Here is an 18,251-nt window from a genome sequence, read left to right as displayed (position 1 = left end):
CACCCAAGAATGGGTGCCTTTTTTATGCCCACGAAGGAGGCACCCATGCCAACCCATGTTTACAAGCCGTTACGGAACCCGCCGTCGTGGTGGGACCGGATGATGGTTCACCCGATGGATACCGTCGTCGCTGCGGTTGCGGTGATGTTCGGTGTCCTTGTCGCTCTATCTCTGCTCACTCCGCTGGGGTTCATTCCGTCCAAGTCGATGGACAAGATGCCGTGGGCGATTGTTGTCCTTGTGTCTGGGTTCCTCGGGACTGGTGGCTTGCTGGCGCTTGTGGGGTTGAACTTCAGTGGCGATAACGTTTCCAAGGGGTGGGCCATCGAACGCCTCGGATGGCTCCTTTCTTCTGGCGGCTTCGTCACGTACGCCATTACGGTGTCGTGGCACTATCCCGGCAGTATCTTCTCTTGGAGTGTCCCGCTCGCGCTCGGCATGGCCTCGGCACTACGTTGTCTATCCATCGCTCTCATTGAAAAATCCACAAGGCGGACGATAGCGGAAGTGAAAGGTGGCCGGGGTGAGTGAAGGCGCAATCGTCGCGATCATTGTGGCCATCTTCGGGGTGGTCGGCGGCGGCGGCTTCTGGACCTACCGGCAGTCCCGCAAGGACGCGCCGGTCAGGCAGCGAGACGCGGACATCGCCGCCGCCAGCACATCCCAGCAGATGGCCTTGGTGATCGCCGCTGAGTTGCGCTTGGACGTAGACCGCATACGTTCGGACTTGAAAGCATCTGACGCCCGCGGCGACAAGCTTGAGGTCCGCGGTGACGGCCTCGAAATTCGGATAGAAGACCTAGAGAAAAAGGTCCGGCGCCAGTCTCGGATGATCACCGCATGGGAACACTTCTACGCGGACCTCACAGGCCGCTGGCATATCCACCGGCAAGCTGAATCCGCACCAAACGGGCCACAAGCAACAACCGAATAGCAGCAACATAAACCACCAGGGCACCGCAGACGCGGGGCCCTTTTTTGATGCCCGGAAAGGGGCCGTCATGGTCTATTACCTTGAAGACAACCCGAACCCGAACACCGCACAGTATGGGTGGCCACGCACATGGGTCTCCGGTGTCGTCGGCGTGCACACCGCAGAGTCCGGCGTCGTTCCGGGCGGTCCCGATGCGGGCGCCGAGAACACGGCCGGTTTCATCAGCCGACGCAGTGACTACGGCTCATATCATTCACTCGCTGACTACGACTCACGGATCCGGCTCACGCGCCCAACGTTCGCGGCATGGGCCGACACAACAAACAACGTCCACGCGCTCAGTGTCTCAGGAGCAATGGACGCGGCACGGTGGCGCGACCTGACTGATGAGCGCGCAGCGGGGATCGTCCGCAACATGGGCATCGCCGCTGCTGAGCTCGTCCAAGACGCCATCGCACACGGCGTCCTCGCATCACCCCCACCAGCGCGGCGGATCACCGCAGCCGAAGCCATAGCAGGCACACGCGCCGGGTTCTACGGCCACGGCGAAACGAACCCCGGCACACGCTACGACCCCGGAACCAACTTCGACTGGGACCTCTTCCTCAGCACCTACGCCGCAGCAATCGGCGGCACACTCACCACCCTCAACAGCAGCATCACACCCATCCTGGAGGATGAAATGTCAGCAGCAGACGTACAGGCAATCCGTGGCGACCTTGCCACAGTCCACAAAACAATCATCAACGACGTGGGCTCCCAGCTTGGCGGGATCAAGGCAGATATTGCCACAGTCCACAACACCATCATCAAGGATGTTGGTTCGCAGCTTGGCGGCCTCCGTGAGGCCCTCAAGCAGGTTGCTGCGGGTCAGGGTGTCAACCTCGACATGGACGCCATCCAGGAAGCCGCACGCAAGGGCGCAGAGGATGCCCTCAAGTCCGGCGTCGTGACCGTTGACGTGAACGTTGCGGGTGGTAAGTAATGGCTGATCATCGCGCCGAGGTTTCCACTCAGGCCACTTACCCCGGCCGCGCCGTTGTGCGGACCATTGTGCAGGTTGGCTTGCCCGCGTTCATTGGGCTGCTGTTGATCCTCCCACCGATCATTCAGACGGTTCTAGACGGCTTCGGACGGCACCTGCCCACGGAAGTCTACGCATACCTTGCCGGGGCCGCCGTGGTCATCACAGCAGTCTCCGCAACCCTCGCAAGGGTCATGGCAGTACCCGGCGTCATTGAGTGGACACGAACGTACTTGCCATTCCTCACGCCGGATAAAACCGACGCACAGTAAGAACACCCGCCCCACCTCATTGCGAGGTGGGGCGTCTTTCTGCGTTAAGTCGGTCCCTGGTGGTTTAGTGGCGGCATGCGCTTTGACTATGACCCGACGTTCCTGCAGGACGGCAAGACCTACGAGCACGAGAACCCTGCCTTGGTCCATGCGGTTGGGAGCGTGACGCACTTCTATCACCGCCAGTACCCGACAGTGATTGTGCAGATGCCACTCACTGACGGGACTACTGTCGATGTCCACGCCCATGCCGCGGGCTACACGGAGGAGTGGGTTCATATCCAGTGGCATGATGACCGGGCCAAGTACTCCCACTGCTGGGTGCCGGTCGGTGCGGTTCGTCGCGCTGCGGCTCCGGAGTGGCGCGGTAGCTTCCTGCACTGAGAGTGAATCTCAGGGGCAATCTAGGGGCAAAAGGGTCCACCAAGTACGCTCAAATAGAACCAAATAGAGCCAAGCGCAATGCCCCTACAAGCCCTAGATCTAGGCGAATATGCCCAAATTTGGGGCCAGTGCTGGTAAGTATGTGGATGGGTTGACCGATACGCCGGGTTCTGTTCCCCCGCGTCCCGTTTCCGGTTGCGGGTTTGGCAGCCATCCATCTACGAACGCCGTTACCGACGCCCTCCAGCGGCCTACCCGAACGCTCAGGCGGACAGCCTTCAAACGCGTTCTGTCTGACCTTGCTCCGGGTGGGGTTTACCTAGCCTTCCCGGTCACCCGGGAAGCTGGTGGTCTCTTACACCACCGTTTCACCCTTACCTGAGGCTCTTCATCAAAAGACGAAGTACCCAGGCGGTCTGTTCTCTGTGGCACTGTCCTGCGGGTTGCCCCGAGTGGGCGTTACCCACCACCCTGTCCTGCGGAGCCCGGACGTTCCTCGAGCCACTTGCGTGGCGCGCGACTGCCTGGTCAACCCATCCACACACCAGTCTACCGGCGTCGAACCTCGGCACCTGACGCCGGTAGGATCTACGGGTGCTGATCCTCCTGCCTCCTTCCGAAGGAAAAACTCCCGCCATCACGGGTGCTCCACTGAACTGGTCCGGTCTGAGCTTTCCGGACCTCAATGCTGGACGCGCAAAAGTGCTTGAAGCCCTGGGAACGGTCAGCGCCCACGAAGACGCCATGGCGCTTCTTGGTGTGGGCGCCTCGCTCACCGAGGACGTGGCTCGCAACACCCGGCTACTCTCCGAACCGGCAGCACCCGCGCACAGCGTCTATTCTGGTGTCCTCTACGATGCCCTGGGTTACCGGACGCTTACCGCCACCCAGCGACGCAAAGCAAACGACGCCATCGTGGTCATCTCGGCCCTGTGGGGAGCCCTCCGCTTTGGCGACGCCGTGCCGGCGTACCGGCTGTCGATGGGCACTGTGCTGTCCGACGTCGGACGGCTGGCAACGTTCTGGAAACCCCAGCTGAGCGCAGCCCTGGACGCCGAGACAGAAGGCCACCTGCTGGTGGATTGCCGTTCCAGTACGTATGCTGCCGCGTGGGCGCCGCCACCGGAACAAACAGTTTCAGTCAATGTTTTCACAGAGACCAACGGCGTGCGGAAGGTGGTTAGCCACTTCGCCAAGCACACCCGGGGCGAACTGGCACGGCATCTGCTGTGCAGGCGCGGCTCGATGCCTGCCACTCCAGCGCACCTCCTGGCGGCCACCCTGGAGCGGTGGGAAGCAGAGCTGGTGCCAAGTTCGGCACGGAAGCCTTCTGCACTGAACATCATCCTGCCGCCCGCCGTCTAGGTAGCTGGCGGCTGATCACGTACCTAGCGGCTCAGGCCCACTCGCTGGAGCGCACCAGGATGCAGCCGGAGTCCGGGCAGAAAACGATGTCGTCCGGGGCCGCAGCCTTGATCTCAGCGCGATCACCGGCACTGAGCTGCATGCCGGAGCCCTCCGACGTTCCGTGGAAGAACCGGGCAGCTCCTACACCTCGCTTGGCCAGGGTCTTCTCGTAGATGGCCAGCATCCCAGGGTCAAGGTCCGCTGCGAAGTCGTCCCGGCGGGACCTGACATCGATGGAATCGGCGGCAACAGCCTGGAGTTCCTCGTCGAGTTCACCTCGGATACCGCCGAACGATCCCTGAATTCCATCAACGATTTCCTGCTGTGTTGCCTGCTTCAGGCGCAGGGCCTCAAGGCGCTCCATGACCTCAAGCTCAACATCCTCCAGATCCGAACGACGGCGATTCAGGGACACAAGATCCTTCTGCAGGGCCACCAGATCCTTTGACAGGCCGGTCCCGCTGTTGAGCCGCGCATCGTCTCGCGTGATCCGTGCAGTGACCTGTTCGACGTCGGCCTCTGCTTTTTTTAGGTCCGCTTCAGCGTCGTGGACGGCAACCTTCGCAGCGCCCAGGGCTCCATTGGCAACCGACAGTGCGGCCGTGAGGTCCACAATGCGGGGATCCGATTCCAGGGAACGGCGTCGGTTGGCAAGGGCTGTCAGACGGGCGTCCAGTGCCTGCAGATCGAGTAGCTTCATCTGTTCTGCCGGTGCTGCCTTGGCCAATGTAACCTCCGTGTTGTTCCCTTGCCGGCCTGCGCCGGGCACCGTGGAGGTGCAGGTTAGATTCTAGTCGCCACCAGGAGTCAGGATGAAGTCCCACGGGTCAGTGTTGGTGCTACTGACTCGGATTTCGACCTCATGACCCTGATCAGCCACAACATTGCCCAGCGCGGCGGCGGCAGCAGGAAGCCACAACCACTCACTGGCAAAGTGCGAAACATCGATCAGGAATGGACGGCCATCGGCAGCCGCTTCAACGGCCTCGGATGCCGGATGGTGTCGAAGATCAGCCGTCACGAAGACGTCTGCGCCACTGGATCGCACCTCGGACAACAGCGAATCGCCTGCTCCACCGCAGACAGCGACCCGACGCACCAGGGCATTGCGGTCCCCCGCAACACGCACCCCGCCGGCAACGGCTGGCAGGATGCCAAAAACCTTCGCAGCAAAGTCCCCCAGGGTGGTGGCGGAGGCGAGGTCCCCGACGCGGCCAATCCCTTCTTCTGGAAGGCCCTCAGCGGCAACAGTCAACGGCGTTGCATCAAGGATTCCCAGTGCGTCGGCCAAGACATCCGAAACGCCCCCCACCGCGGAATCGCCATTCGTGTGAACAGTCAAGAGCGCCGTCCCTGACTCTATGAGGAGGTGAACGGCCTTGCCCTTCGCCGTCGTGGCAGCAACGGTATTCACGCCACGCAGCAGCAGTGGGTGGTGGGTAATCAGCAGGTCAGCGCCCCAATCGATGGCTTCCTGGATGACATCGAGGGTGGGGTCCACAGCAAACATGATCCGTTTAATGGCGGCATCGGGATGGCCAGCCACAAGGCCAACCTCGTCCCACTCCTCCGCAAGCGATTCTGGCCACAGTTCCTCAACCGCAAGCAGGACCTCACCGAGGGTCGGCACCGCGGTTGACTCGGCGTCGTCGACTTCCTCATGCCCGGCACCGGTCCAGTCTGCATCGGGCACCGCATCGTCAGCGGATGCGGCAACCACTGCACGCGCTTCGGACGTGACTTTTATCTCCTTGTTGCCGTCCATGGTTTGGGTCGCTGCAGGCGTGATCTGGGCCACCCCAGCGACGTCAGCGGTGGGGACTTCCGGCAGCACGGGGGATTTTCCGCCGGTTTCTTCGCGTTCCATAGCCTCTTTTTTACCTTATGTTGAGCCTGGAGCCACCCATACGGCGCACCGATCTGCTCCGTCGGGAATCTTCCTGGGCCACGAAGCATTGAACAGGACATGAAAACTTTTGTGTTGGGCGGAGGCTGCTTCTGGTGCCTCGACGCTGTTTACCAGAGGACCAAGGGCGTTGAATCGGTGGTGTCCGGCTACACCGGTGGCCACGATCCACATCCCGACTACTACTCAGTCTGCAATGGAACGACCGGCCATGCAGAAGTCGTGGCAGTGACTTTCGACGAGGACATAGTTCCCGCCGAGGTCATCCTCGACATGTTCTTTGCGCTCCACGATCCCACCACCCTGAATCGTCAGGGCTATGACGTAGGAACCCAGTACCGTTCCTCAATGTTCTACGAGACCACGGAGGAGAAAATCCTCTTCACCGAGGCCATCGAACGGAACCAGCAACTGTGGAACGATCCGATTGTGACTGAAGTGACGCGACTGCCCACCTTCTACGTTGCCGAGGATTTCCACCAGGACTACTACGCCCAGAATCCAGAGCAGGGCTACTGCCAGGTCATCATCAATCCAAAGCTGGCCAAAGCGCGGAAATATTACTCGGCATGGCTTAATGCCTAGTAGCGTGAATCGGGCGTTCACTAGGCTGACCCAAGCATTTACCCTCCAGAGATAGGCGTATTCACATGGCACGGATCTACGACGACGTAACGCAACTGGTTGGTGGGACCCCGCTGGTCCGCCTTAATCGGCTTACCGAAGGCCTGAACGCGACCGTTGCCGTCAAACTTGAGTTCTACAACCCCGCCAACAGCGTCAAGGACCGGATCGGCGTCGCGATCGTTGACGCCGCAGAAAAGGCGGGTGCGTTGCGCCCGGGCGGAACCATCGTTGAAGGTACCTCTGGAAACACGGGGATTGCCCTGGCAATGGTAGGGGCGGCCCGTGGGTACAAGGTCATCCTGACCATGCCTGAGACCATGTCTACAGAACGCCGCGTCATGCTCCGTGCCTACGGTGCCGAGATTGTCCTGACGCCAGGCTCCGAAGGAATGCGCGGCGCTGTCGAGCGTGCCCAGGAGATCGTTGCCAGCACGGACAACGCCATCTGGGCCAAGCAGTTCGCTAACGAGGCCAACCCGGAGGTCCACCGTCGGACGACAGCAGAAGAAGTCTGGGAAGACACCGACGGCGCAGTGGACATCTTCATTGCCGGCGTAGGTACCGGTGGGACCGTGACTGGCGTCGGACAGGTCCTCAAGGCGCGCAAGCCCGGTGTGCAGATTATCGCCGTTGAGCCCAAGGACTCCGCAATCCTTAACGGTGGCGCTCCAGGCCCCCATAAAATCCAGGGCCTCGGGGCCAACTTTGTTCCCGAAATCCTGGACACCACCATCTATGACGAGGTCATCGACGCCAGCCTTGAGGACTCAGTCCGGGTTGCCCGCGACCTGGGCGCACGCGAAGGTATCCTCGGCGGCATCTCCTCTGGAGCGATCGTCTGGGCTGCCCTTGAGCTCGCCAAACGCCCGGAGAACGCCGGTAAGCTCATTGTTGCCATCGTCTGTGACTTCGGTGAGCGCTACATTTCCACCGTCCTGTACGACGATATCCGGGGCTGAGCACCAGCTCCCTCCGATTTAACCCAGAAAGGTCTTTGTGAGCTTTTTCGCAAGACTCAAGGAAGACCTCGACGCCGCCCGGTCCCACGACCCGGCGGCTCGAGGTTCGTTAGAGAACTTTTTTATCTATTCCGGCCTGCATGCAATCTGGATCCACCGCGTGACGCATCGTCTTTGGCAGGAGCCGGCACTGCGCTTTCCTGCCAGGGTGCTCTCCCAAGTGGGAAAGACGCTCACTGGTATCGAGATCCATCCCGGCGCCACAGTGGGCCGCCGGTTCTTCATTGACCACGGTATGGGAGTGGTCATCGGCGAAACTGCGGAAATCGGGGAGGACGTCATGATCTACCATGGCGTCACCCTGGGTGGCCGTTCGCTCGCCAAGGTCAAGCGGCACCCCACCATTGGCGATCGGGTGACCATTGGCGCTGGCGCCAAGATCCTCGGGCCTATCACCATTGGGGCCGATAGCGCCGTGGGGGCCAACGCCGTGGTGGTCAAGGACGCACCGCCGTCGTCCATCATTACCGGCGTCCCGGCCAGGTCGCGGCCCCGAGATGCCAAACGGGAGTCCAAACCTGCTGTTGACCCGGCCGAATACGACATCGAATACCGCATCTAGGACGGTCCACAACAGCGCAGGGCCCACCGGCGCGCAGCCTGCTGGCCAACAACTGGCGCCGTGCACAGCGACCTCGAAAGAAATGCAGGAAGGCCCTGTCCCACGTGGGACAGGGCCTTCAGTGCGCGTCTGTTCAGGTGTCAGTGCGTGTCGACTGCTTCAATCTCAGATTTGTCCTCGCCCCACAGGGTGTGGAAGGTACCCTCGGTATCTGTGCGGCCGTAGGTGTGGGCGCCAAACAGATCCCGCTGGCCCTGGATGAGTGCGGCCGGGAGGCGCTTGCGGCGCAGGCCATCGTAGTAGGCCAGCGATGAGGAGAACACCGGAACCGGGATGCCCAGCTGTACTGCGGTTGACACAACACGGCGCCATGCAGGCAGGACCTCGGCAATAGCCTTGGTAAAGGCGGGGGCGAAGAGCAGGTTGGCAGGCTTTTCCTCAGCTGCGTAGGCCTTGGTGATGTCCTTGAGGAGCTCGGCCCGGATGATGCAGCCACCACGCCACAGGGAGGCAATCTCATCCAGCTTGAGGTCCCAGTTGTACTCCGTCGCAGCAGAGGTCAGCATGTCCAGGCCCTGTGCGTAGGAAACCAGCTTGGATGCGTACAGGGCCTGGCGAACGTCATCAACAAACGTTTCGGGGATTTCCACCGAGGCTTCCTCGCCTACCAGGAGTTCCTGGGCAAGTTTGCGCTGGCCCGCCTGGGATGAAAGCGCGCGCGCAAAAACAGACTCTGCAATGCCAGAGGTTGGTGACCCAAGTTCGAGGGCGGACATTACCGTCCAGCGTCCGGTGCCCTTCTGCCCTGCGGCGTCAATGACGACGTCAACAAACGGCTTGCCGGTCTTGGCGTCCACGTGGCTCAGGACCTCTGCGGAGATCTCGATCAGGAAGGAGGCGAGGTCGCCCTTGTTCCACTCTTCGAAAATTTTGGCCTGGTCAGCCGGCTCGATCCCAGCGCCTGAACGCAGCAGGTCGAAGGCCTCACCAATGACCTGCATGTCGGCATACTCAATGCCGTTGTGGACCATTTTCACGAAGTGACCGGCGCCGTCAGTGCCGATCCAGGCGCAGCAGGGCTGACCGTCGACGTGGGCCGAGATCTTTTCCAGCAGCGGTCCGAGCGCCTTATAGGACTCTTTGGAGCCGCCGGGCATGATGGAAGGCCCATTCAGGGCGCCTTCTTCACCACCAGAGACACCAATGCCCACGAAGTGCAGGTCCTTCTCAGAAAGAGCGGCTTCACGACGGCGAGTGTCCTCATAGTGCGAGTTGCCAGCATCAATAACAATGTCGCCGGCTTCGAGCAGGGGCACCAATTGATCGATCACGGAGTCCACAGGCTTGCCAGCCTTGACCATGATCAGGACGCGGCGGGGTTTCTCCAGGGAGTCCACCAGTTCCTGCAGGGTTTCGGTGCGGACGAAGTCGCCGTCCGTGCCGTGCTTTTCGAGCAGCGCGTCAGTTTTTTCAACTGACCGGTTGTGCAGTGCAACGGTGAAGCCGTTGCGGGCCAGGTTTCGGGCCAGGTTGGCTCCCATCACGGCAAGGCCGGTGACGCCGATGTGTGCAGACATCAAAACTCCCATTCGTTTCTCTACCATTCGCCAGCGTGCCTGCTGCGGTATTCGCACCAGTGGCACACGTACGTGGCTGTAATAAATCATACGTATTCGGGTCGCGCGACAAAAACACCATCTTCGTTTCTGGACGGTTTCGCGTCTTCTCCAGTCTATGCGCGGCTCATGGACCACGGCATCCCGGCGCTACCGCAAACCTCCAGCACCCCGAGAACAGTGGAAGCACGGTGGCGCTGGACCACTATGATGGCGGCTATGCCCCTCAGCCTTCATGACCATGCCGTCGAACATCTGGGCACCCAGATCGTCTCTGGAGCGTATCCATCCGGACACGTAATGCTGGCGGAACAGCTGGCCCGTGAACTGAACGTTTCCCGCTCTGTTGTGCGCGAAGCAACCCGCGTCCTTGCCTCACTTGGCCTGATCGAGACCGTCAGGCGGTTGGGAATCCGAGTTTTACCCGCCGCACACTGGAATCCCTTCGATCCCATGGTCATCCGGTGGCGGCTGGCAGGAACCGGGCGCGGCGCCCAACTTCGTTCCCTCGCGGAGCTGCGGACCGCCGTCGAACCTGCCGCGGCGGAACTCGCGGCCCAATTCGCTCCCCCGGAACGGCGGCGGGAACTCTTTGATGTTGCCCTGGCGATGAAGGAGTCCGGGCAGTCAGGAGACGTTGATGTGTTCCTGGCCCTGGATATCAGGTTCCACTCCCTTTTGTTGACCGGTTCCGGGAACGAGATGTTCGCCACCATGGTGGGCCAGGTCGCAGAAACGCTTACGGGGAGGACGGTGGCCGGACTGATGCCTGACAGGCCAACAGACGCGCCGCTGCAGTGGCACATTGAGATGGCACAGGCCATCTTGGTGGGCAACGGCCACCTGGCCCGCGAAGCATCAGAGAAAATAATGCGCCGCAGCCTGTCGGAAATGAGCCAGGCCTGGCAGGGCCAGCCGCGCTCCTTCCGCCCGGTGCCCGCCCTGGCGTAGGGAGATGCAGCTGCACGTAGGGCGACCGGTACACGGAGAACCGTGATACCTAGGAGCGCACAAACATCTGCCAGGTCCTTGTTGAACCGTGAACGTTCACTGTATGTTTATTTTAGGCCCCTCACCGTGACGTCCCCCAATAGTCGCGGCGAGGGGCTTTCCACTGCCCAGAATTGACCACATCGTTCACCATGCGCTTTTGTCCGTGTTCACAATGGACCCTGGGTGGCTCTCTCAGGCGGCCAGGGACGTCTGATGACGCAGCTGCCAGCCTCCACCCACTCCGCTGCGGACCAGTTCCATGGTGACCAACTCGGAATGTGGATCACGCTCTGGCCGGGCCTGCACACGCAGGACCTCAACATCCGCCCTTCCCACTCCGCGGGGCATGCGGCGGGCGGTTTCCCACCAGTTGATCCTTTCAAACCAGCGAAGCGACTCTGCCCCGACCAGCCACAGCACTCCGCCACAGTCCAGGGAGTGTGGCTGGCCATCTGATCCTGTATTCACTTCAACGTCTTCCATGTCCGCCACTCTAGGGAGGGGCGCTGACAATGCGGCTGGCGGCTTACAGCCCGGTTCGCCGGAAAACCTCGTCAGCAACCGTTTGAAGGGCACGCTCAAAAACTGTCAGGTCCTCAAGGGACAAGGCGGTGGTGGAGTCCGCAATCATCGTATTGAACTCATTGTGGATATCTGCCATAACGGCGTGCCCCTCTCCGGTGAGCACAAGGTAGAGGCTGCGGCGATCGTTGGGGTGCGCTACGCGTTCTAGCCAGCCCAGATCAACGAGGCGCGTGGAAATCGCAGTAATGGCTCCTGTGCTCAACTCCATATGTTCCGCGAGCTGCTTGGGAGTGACGCTGGCGTGCTCGGCAATCCAGAAGATTGCCCGAAGCTCGCTTGGGGAGAGCCCCCGGTCCGTAGCAATTTTCTCGCGGTTGCGTTCAAGTGCCCGGACAAATCGGGTTGCCGCCTGGGGGAATCCAGCAAGGACATGCTTCTTGCGTTCGTTTTCCGTACCCACGGGACCTCCGAGTTCCAGCTTTTTCTGACTTCACGAGTCTAGTTCAAACTAGAACCGGAAATATATAACTTAGCTATTTACTTACTTAGTAAGTGAACTAGACTGCAAGTCCGAGGCTCATCCAAAGGACGCTGGGCCCGGACAAAATAACCTTGGAGGATTCGTGATTCCTGACTCTCTCACCCAGGGCCAATTCGATACCGTCTACAACTTCCTGTCGCTGGTCATCGCGTCACAGCTGTTTACGGCACTGTTCATGCTGATCGCACTGCCGCGAATCCTGCCCCGCTACCGGCAGGCCATCACAGTGGCCATCGTGGTCTGTGGCATCGCGGCATACCACTACTTCAGGATCTTCGATTCCTTCAAGGCATCGTTTGTCACTGATTCGGTGGGCGGCACGGGAACGTACTCACAGGCCGTTGGCCAGTCGTTTAATGAGGGCTACCGCTACGTGGACTGGCTTCTGACAGTACCCCTGCTACTGCTGGAACTCATTGCAGTGCTCGCCCTGGCCCGAGCCATACAAAAGCGGCTGATCATCCAGCTCATCCCTGCGGCTGCCCTGATGATCATCCTCGGCTACCCTGGCGAGATCAGTACCGACAATACGGTCCGGGTAGTTTTCGGCCTTCTGTCGCTCATCCCGTTCGCTTACATTCTTTACGTACTTTTTGTACAACTCACCAAGTCGCTCCAGAAGCAGCCATCATCGGTACGGGGCACCCTCAGCAAGCTTCGCTACCTGATCCTGGTCAGCTGGCTCGTCTATCCGCTCGCCTATGCGCTTCCGCTCCTGAGTATCTCCGGTTCCGACGCCTGGGTGCTGAAACAAGCCGGTTACTCGATCGCTGACATCGTGGCCAAAGCCGTTTATGCGCTCATCATCTTCTCCGTGGCGCGGCAGAAGTCCTTTGAAGATGATCCAGAGTTCGCCCGTCGTGAGATGTCGGAGGAGGACCGGGTTTCACTGGACGGTTGATTCCGAGGCCGGCTTCACCCCACCACAAAGGTGCGACACAAGCCCTTAAACAGTAAAAAACCGCGTCGCTGCAGGCACATTGCCTGCAGCGACGCGGTTTTACGTGGTGGGTCCTACCGGGATCGAACCGATGACATCCACGGTGTAAACGTGGCGCTCTACCAGCTGAGCTAAAGACCCAAACTATGGAAGACGAACTGTTTCCCGTCAACCAACGAACATAGACTGTACCTGATATGCGCCACTCTGCGCCAATTGGAGAATTACCCTAGAGCTCAGGCAGCCTATCAGCGAGCCAGCTCAGCGATTCCGTAACTCCAGAGTGGAGCTTGAGCGTCGCCCGATCGTCCCCGCGGGTCTCACCCCGGTTGATGATCACCACGGGCTTTTGCTCCTTGGCAGCGTGCCGCACAAAGCGCAGGCCGCTCATGACAGTCAGGGACGAGCCCGCTACAAGCATGGCCTCGGCCTCGTCCACCATGGCATAGGAACGCTCCACCCGGTCTTTGGGAACATTCTCCCCGAAGTAGACAAAATCCGGCTTCAGTACTCCCCCGCATGCCGGGCAGACGGCGACAACAAAAGTGCTGATCAGTCCGTCATCCTCCACTGTGGCGTCAGCGTCAGGAGCGATCTCCACGACGTCGGCGGCCAGGGCTTTTTCCAGGAACGTGGGGTTTAGTTCCGTCAGCATGCCAGCAAGGAGGGTCCTGGTGTACTCACGGTGGCAATCAAGGCACACTACCCGGTCGTAACGTCCGTGCAGGTCAACAACATTGATGCTGCCAGCGTCCTCGTGCAGCCGATCCACGTTCTGGGTGATCAGCCCGGTCAGCAGGCCCCGCTGCTCCATGCGCGCAATTGCCGCATGGCCCTCATTGGGGTCCGCGTGGCGTAGGTGCGACCATCCGATATGGTTCCGGGCCCAGTACCGCTGCCTGTTGCTGGCGTCCCGCGTAAATTCCTGGTAAGTCATGGGTTTCCGGGGTGGGGAACCGGGACCGCGATAGTCGGGGATGCCGGAGTCCGTACTCAATCCAGCACCAGTCAGCACGGCCAGCCGCAAACCGGACAACAAGTCGAGCGCTCTCCCAAGGTCCGGGACGTCCGACGCCGACGGGCCGGCATTGGGAACAGGCGGCCGACTGGCGAACCCCGTCAGTCCGATCCGTGGCCGCGGTTCAGGCACGGGATCCGCTGAGTCACGCGCTCTTGGCATGGGCTCGCTCATGTCACGCAGCGCGCAGTCCATGGAGCGCAGCCCGGTACTCGCCCAGCTCACGGGCCTGCCCGCGCGGATTCACGACGGTGTACCTGATGATGCCCCCGGCATCGATGATAAAAGTCCCTCGAGCGGCCATGCCGCGGTCCTTATCAAAGACTCCGTAGAGTCGGGCCACCTCACCGTGGGGCCAGAAATCAGACAGGAGACCGAAGGCGAGACTTTCAGCTTGACCGTAGGCTCGCAGGGTGAACTTGCTGTCCACAGACACAGCTAGGACTACCGCGCCCTCCGCTGTGAAATCAGGAAGGTTGTCTTGGAGTTCGCGCATCTCGCTGGTGCAGATGCCGGAAAAGGCGAAGGGGAAAAAAACTAGTATCACGGCACTGCCGCGCAGTGCTGAGAGATTGACTGGCTCGCCGTGCTGATTCGAGAGAACAAAATCCGGCGCGGTGCTGCCTACCCTGGGTATCCCGGTGGCAGCGCTGGCTTCCGCGCCGGATTGCGTCACTTGTTCTTCCTGGTCACCAACCGGGTTGCGCTCCAGTCCTTGGAAACACCAGCTGATGTTGTCGGGTGCAGCCCCGCTGTTGGTGCTGCTTCCTGGATATCCGCGGGCGACACATAGCCGTCACGGCCGGACTTGGGAGTCAGGATCCACACTTCCCCGCCTTCGGAAAGGGTTGTCAGGGAGTCAACCAGTGCATCCACGAGGTCTCCGTCGCCTTCGCGCCACCACAGAATGACTGAATCCGCGACGTCGTGATCGTCTTCATCAAGGAGCTCTGCTCCCGTGAAATCTTCGATGTCGTCACGCAAGTCGAAATCGACGTCGTCGTCGTAACCGAATTCCTGAATCAGATCCCCATTTTTGAAACCCAATTTTTCCGCCACACTTACCGAAGTGGCGGCGTCGGCCTCGCTCACGTGTTTCCTCCAATGCTGATTGACTGCTACTGAGAACTGCATTTTGCAGTGATACTACTGAACACTGACCGCCTGTGCAGCTTTCCTGCACAAGGTTGGGTGACGTCCATTACTACCAGCCAACACCCTTTGGGCGTGCTGTTCAAGCTACGGGCCCCGTCCGCGGCATATTCTGCATCACACAGGGGTTGCGCAAACCAAGTGGAGCGTCGCTTTTCACTGCACACCAAGTATGACTGCCATTTCTTCACCCTTGCTCCTGCCCGGCTACGCATCACGCATCTGGCCCGGCTAGAGTGAGATTAGGACAGCACTCTACTGCGGGGCAACAGCCCGGGATCCACACGCAGTCGGCGTTGTCCATGGACCCTGCCCGGCACACATGACCGGGCTGTTGTAACCGATATGACGCACACGTCGCCCCTAGGCCAGGCAGTTACCCTGCTCGGCCAAAAGAGCGCCGATGACTGCGCGCAAAGAGAGGTTGGACGTGGCTGCAGGAGAAGATACCTCCCATATCCTCAGCGGGTTAACTAACCAGCTGCCTGATCGTGATCCTGAAGAGACCGCCGAATGGGTTGAGTCCCTCGATTCACTGATCAAGGAACAGGGCACGGAACGTGCCCAATACATCATGCGTAGCCTGCTGCAGCGCGCTGGCGCTCAAAGCGTTGGCGTGCCGATGGTGACCACCACTGACTACGTGAATACCATTCCCGTTGACCAGGAAGCGGAATTCCCGGGCAATGAGGAATACGAACGCCGCTACCGCGCCTACATGCGCTGGAACGCGGCAGTCATGGTGCACCGCTCGCAGCGGCCCAACATCGGTGTTGGCGGACACATCTCCACCTACGCCGGTGCGGCCACCCTGTACGAGGTCGGCTTCAACCACTTCTTCCGCGGCAAGGACCACGCCGGCGGCGGCGACCAGGTCTTTTTCCAGGGCCACGCCTCCCCCGGCATGTATGCCCGCGCCTTCATGGAGGGCCGGCTCTCCGAGGAAGACATGGACGGATTCCGCCAGGAGAAGTCCAAGGAAGGGCACGCACTGTCCTCCTATCCGCACCCTCGCCTGATGCCCGAGTTCTGGGAATTCCCCACGGTCTCGATGGGCATCGGCCCCATGAACGCCATCTACCAGGCTCAGTCCAACAGGTACCTGCACAACCGCGGCCTGAAAGACACCTCGGACCAGCAGGTCTGGGCCTTCCTGGGTGACGGCGAAATGGACGAACCAGAATCCCGTGGCCTGCTTCAGCTTGCAGCGAACGAGAACCTGGACAACCTGAACTTTGTCATCAACTGCAACCTCCAGCGCCTCGATGGCCCGGTGCGTGGCAATGGCAAGATCATGCAGGAACTTGAAGCGTTCTTCCGCGGTGCGGGCTGGAACGTCATCAAGGTTGTCTGGGGCCGCGAGTGGGATGATCTGCTGACGAAGGATCAGGACGGTTCGCTCGTCAAGATCATGAATGAGACTCCCGACGGCGATTACCAGACGTACAAGGCAGAGTCCGGCGCGTTTGTCCGCGAACACTTCTTCGGCAAGACCCCGGAGACCAAGGAACTCGTCTCGGATCTCTCCGATGACCAGATCTGGAACCTCAAGCGCGGCGGCCACGATTACCGCAAGGTCTACGCCGCGTACAAGGCAGCCACTGAATTCAAGGGCAAGCCCACAGTCATCCTTGCCAAGACCGTCAAGGGCTACGGCCTCGGGCCGCACTTCGAGGGCCGCAACGCGACCCACCAGATGAAGAAGCTCACCATGGAGGACCTCAAGTCCTTCCGTGACCACCTGCGGATCCCCATCACTGACGAACAGCTTGACGAGAACCTCTACGGCGCCCCGTACTACCACCCGGGCGCTGACGCTCCCGAGATCAAGTACATGATGGAACGCAGGGCCGCCCTGGGCGGTTCAGTACCCCAGCGCCGGTCCAAGCACGCTGAAATCACCCTTCCGGAAGCCAAGACCTACGAGGTTGCCAAGCGTGGTTCCGGCAAGCAGCAGGCGGCGACGACCATGGCCTTTGTCCGCCTCCTCAAGGACCTGATGCGGGACAAGGAGTTCGGCAAGCACATTGCCCCGATCATCCCTGACGAGGCCCGCACCTTTGGCATGGATGCGTTCTTCCCGACCTCCAAGATCTACAACCCCAAGGGCCAGAACTACCTGTCTGTGGACCGGGACCTGATCCTGGCCTACAAGGAATCTCCCCAGGGCCAGCTGATCCACCCCGGCATCAACGAGGCTGGCGCCGTTGCGGCATTCACTGCTGCCGGCACCGCCTATGCAACCCACGGCGTGCCGCTGATCCCGATCTACGTGTTCTACTCGATGTTCGGTTTCCAGCGCACGGGCGATGCTTTCTGGGCTGCTGCGGATCAGATGACCCGTGGATTCATCATTGGTGCCACAGCAGGACGGACCACCCTGACCGGTGAGGGCCTGCAGCACGCTGACGGCCACTCGCCACTGTTGGCCTCCACGAACCCTGCGGTTGTTACCTACGACCCGGCCTATGGGTATGAGATGGGCCACATTGTTCGCGATGGCCTGGAGCGCATGTATGGTCCAGAGAGCACGGACCGGAACCTGATGTACTACATCACCGTGTACAACGAGCCGATCGTGCAGCCTGCAGAGCCTGAGGATCTTGACATTGAAGGTGTCATCAAGGGCATCTATCTCGCGGCGCCAGCCAAGATCGATGGACCCCGCACCCAGATCCTTGCCTCCGGAGTCTCCGTTCCGTGGGCCCTGGATGCACAGAGGATCCTGGCCGAGGACTGGGGCGTTTCTGCCGATGTCTGGTCGGTGACGTCCTGGACGGAACTCCGTCGCGACGGCATGGCTGCTGAAGAAGAAGCGTTCCTGAACCCTGGCGAGCAGGCCCGCGTGCCATTTGTGACGTCCCAGCTGGCCGGTGCAACCGGCCCCGTCGTTGCCGTTACGGATTACATGAAGGCTGTTCCGGACCAGATCCGCCAGTTCGTTCCCAATGAATTCGCATCTTTGGGTGCGGACGGCTTCGGATTCTCCGATACCCGCGCAGCAGCGCGTCGCTTCTTCAAGAACGACACACACTCTGTTGTGGTGCGTGCCCTGGAGATGCTGGCCCGCCGCGGTGAGGTTGATGCCGAAGCTCCGGCAAAGGCCATCGAGAAGTACAAGCTGCACAACGTCAACGCTGGAACCACCGGCAACGCTGGCGGCGAGTCCTGACCCTCCGCACCTGATACGCCCAGCGGCGTTGATGGACGCACGACGGCGGCCCGCACCTCATGGTGCGGGCCGTTGTTGTTTTGTTTGCCAAAAGTTCCAGCTACGCCCCGCTTGTGGGGTCACCCGCGTGGCGTTCGCGCAGACTGGCATGCTGGAGTG

Annotated in this window: 20 protein-coding genes, 1 tRNA gene and 1 other RNA gene; 12 read left to right on the top strand and 10 right to left on the bottom strand. The window is 60.7% G+C overall.

Going from position 1 to position 18,251, the window contains the following annotated elements:
* Positions 1-45: 45 nt before the first annotated feature.
* From QMG79_RS14920 to QMG79_RS14900, 5 genes are all read left to right on the top strand, one after another.
* Complete coding sequence (locus QMG79_RS14920; protein ID WP_283539399.1) at positions 46-531, top strand: hypothetical protein; 486 nt, start codon at positions 46-48, stop codon at positions 529-531.
* Complete coding sequence (locus tag QMG79_RS14915; protein WP_283539398.1) at positions 524-934, top strand: hypothetical protein; 411 nt, start codon at positions 524-526, stop codon at positions 932-934. The genes QMG79_RS14920 and QMG79_RS14915 overlap by 8 nt, the downstream gene beginning before the upstream one ends.
* A 67-nt stretch (positions 935-1,001) precedes the next feature.
* A complete protein-coding gene (locus QMG79_RS14910; protein ID WP_283539397.1) occupies positions 1,002-1,919 on the top strand; it encodes a hypothetical protein in 918 nt (305 codons plus the stop codon).
* A complete protein-coding gene (locus QMG79_RS14905) occupies positions 1,919-2,230 on the top strand; it encodes a hypothetical protein (protein WP_283539396.1) in 312 nt (103 codons plus the stop codon). The genes QMG79_RS14910 and QMG79_RS14905 overlap by 1 nt, the downstream gene beginning before the upstream one ends.
* Before the next feature lie 75 nt (positions 2,231-2,305).
* Positions 2,306-2,614, top strand: coding sequence for a hypothetical protein (locus QMG79_RS14900; protein WP_283539395.1), 309 nt, complete (start codon positions 2,306-2,308; stop codon positions 2,612-2,614).
* 143 nt (positions 2,615-2,757) lie between these two features.
* Here QMG79_RS14900 and rnpB read toward each other — a convergent pair.
* Positions 2,758-3,150, bottom strand: an RNA gene (gene rnpB / locus QMG79_RS14895) — RNase P RNA component class A.
* Positions 3,151-3,208: 58 nt separating this feature from the next.
* Between rnpB and QMG79_RS14890 the strand changes: the two genes are divergently transcribed.
* Entirely contained in the window at positions 3,209-3,979 is a 771-nt protein-coding gene (locus tag QMG79_RS14890; RefSeq protein ID WP_283539394.1) for a YaaA family protein, read from the top strand.
* A gap of 31 nt (positions 3,980-4,010) precedes the next feature.
* Here the strand turns inward: QMG79_RS14890 and QMG79_RS14885 are convergent, their stop codons facing one another.
* Together QMG79_RS14885 and QMG79_RS14880 are read right to left on the bottom strand one after the other, a co-directional pair.
* On the bottom strand, positions 4,011-4,748 hold the full coding sequence (locus tag QMG79_RS14885; protein WP_283539393.1) for a zinc ribbon domain-containing protein: 738 nt from the start codon (positions 4,746-4,748) through the stop codon (positions 4,011-4,013).
* 63 nt (positions 4,749-4,811) lie between these two features.
* Positions 4,812-5,888 carry a Nif3-like dinuclear metal center hexameric protein gene (locus tag QMG79_RS14880; protein WP_283539392.1) on the bottom strand — a complete coding sequence of 359 codons (1,077 nt, stop codon included), beginning with the start codon at positions 5,886-5,888 and terminating at the stop codon, positions 4,812-4,814.
* A 99-nt stretch (positions 5,889-5,987) separates the two neighbouring features.
* Between QMG79_RS14880 and msrA the strand changes: the two genes are divergently transcribed.
* The 3 genes from msrA to epsC all read left to right on the top strand — a co-directional run bounded on the left by msrA (position 5,988) and on the right by epsC (position 8,135).
* Entirely contained in the window at positions 5,988-6,512 is a 525-nt protein-coding gene (gene msrA / locus QMG79_RS14875) for a peptide-methionine (S)-S-oxide reductase MsrA (protein WP_283539391.1), read from the top strand.
* A gap of 65 nt (positions 6,513-6,577) precedes the next feature.
* Entirely contained in the window at positions 6,578-7,513 is a 936-nt protein-coding gene (gene cysK / locus QMG79_RS14870) for a cysteine synthase A (protein WP_283539390.1), read from the top strand.
* A 37-nt stretch (positions 7,514-7,550) separates the two neighbouring features.
* Positions 7,551-8,135: a serine O-acetyltransferase EpsC gene (gene epsC / locus QMG79_RS14865; protein ID WP_283539389.1), complete on the top strand. Its 585-nt coding sequence runs from the start codon at positions 7,551-7,553 to the stop codon at positions 8,133-8,135.
* 140 nt (positions 8,136-8,275) lie between these two features.
* Here epsC and gnd read toward each other — a convergent pair whose 3' ends face one another.
* Entirely contained in the window at positions 8,276-9,712 is a 1,437-nt protein-coding gene (gene gnd / locus QMG79_RS14860; RefSeq protein WP_283539388.1) for an NADP-dependent phosphogluconate dehydrogenase, read from the bottom strand.
* 258 nt (positions 9,713-9,970) lie between these two features.
* On the opposite strand from gnd, the gene QMG79_RS14855 reads away from it, so the two are divergent.
* Positions 9,971-10,702 (top strand): FadR/GntR family transcriptional regulator, encoded by a 732-nt coding sequence (locus QMG79_RS14855; protein ID WP_283539387.1) that lies wholly within the window; start codon positions 9,971-9,973, stop codon positions 10,700-10,702.
* Positions 10,703-10,936: 234 nt separating this feature from the next.
* On the opposite strand, the gene QMG79_RS14850 is transcribed toward QMG79_RS14855, so the two are convergent.
* Together QMG79_RS14850 and QMG79_RS14845 are read right to left on the bottom strand one after the other, a co-directional pair.
* Entirely contained in the window at positions 10,937-11,227 is a 291-nt protein-coding gene (locus QMG79_RS14850; protein WP_283539386.1) for a hypothetical protein, read from the bottom strand.
* A 43-nt stretch (positions 11,228-11,270) separates the two neighbouring features.
* A complete protein-coding gene (locus QMG79_RS14845) occupies positions 11,271-11,729 on the bottom strand; it encodes a MarR family winged helix-turn-helix transcriptional regulator (protein ID WP_283539385.1) in 459 nt (152 codons plus the stop codon).
* Between the two features lie 163 nt (positions 11,730-11,892).
* On the opposite strand from QMG79_RS14845, the gene QMG79_RS14840 reads away from it, so the two are divergent.
* Positions 11,893-12,711 carry a bacteriorhodopsin gene (locus tag QMG79_RS14840; protein ID WP_283539384.1) on the top strand — a complete coding sequence of 273 codons (819 nt, stop codon included), beginning with the start codon at positions 11,893-11,895 and terminating at the stop codon, positions 12,709-12,711.
* Between the two features lie 104 nt (positions 12,712-12,815).
* Here the strand turns inward: QMG79_RS14840 and QMG79_RS14835 are convergent.
* The 4 genes from QMG79_RS14835 to QMG79_RS14820 form a co-directional block, all read right to left on the bottom strand.
* Positions 12,816-12,891, bottom strand: a tRNA-Val gene (locus QMG79_RS14835).
* Positions 12,892-12,979: 88 nt separating this feature from the next.
* Complete coding sequence (locus tag QMG79_RS14830; RefSeq protein ID WP_502934756.1) at positions 12,980-13,930, bottom strand: NAD-dependent protein deacetylase; 951 nt, start codon at positions 13,928-13,930, stop codon at positions 12,980-12,982.
* 13 nt (positions 13,931-13,943) lie between these two features.
* Positions 13,944-14,444 (bottom strand): peroxiredoxin, encoded by a 501-nt coding sequence (locus QMG79_RS14825; protein ID WP_283539383.1) that lies wholly within the window; start codon positions 14,442-14,444, stop codon positions 13,944-13,946.
* Positions 14,441-14,860: a DUF3052 domain-containing protein gene (locus QMG79_RS14820; protein ID WP_283539382.1), complete on the bottom strand. Its 420-nt coding sequence runs from the start codon at positions 14,858-14,860 to the stop codon at positions 14,441-14,443. Before QMG79_RS14820 ends, QMG79_RS14825 begins: the two co-directional genes overlap by 4 nt.
* A gap of 463 nt (positions 14,861-15,323) precedes the next feature.
* Between QMG79_RS14820 and aceE the strand changes: the two genes are divergently transcribed.
* A complete protein-coding gene (gene aceE / locus QMG79_RS14815) occupies positions 15,324-18,092 on the top strand; it encodes a pyruvate dehydrogenase (acetyl-transferring), homodimeric type (RefSeq protein ID WP_283539381.1) in 2,769 nt (922 codons plus the stop codon).
* Positions 18,093-18,251: the final 159 nt, after the last annotated feature.

It is taken from the genome of Pseudarthrobacter sp. PS3-L1, assembly GCF_030063285.1.
GTDB lineage: Bacteria > Actinomycetota > Actinomycetes > Actinomycetales > Micrococcaceae > Arthrobacter.
The sequence above is the reverse complement of the archived record's forward strand: the minus strand, read 5'-3'. Positions and strand labels throughout refer to the sequence as shown.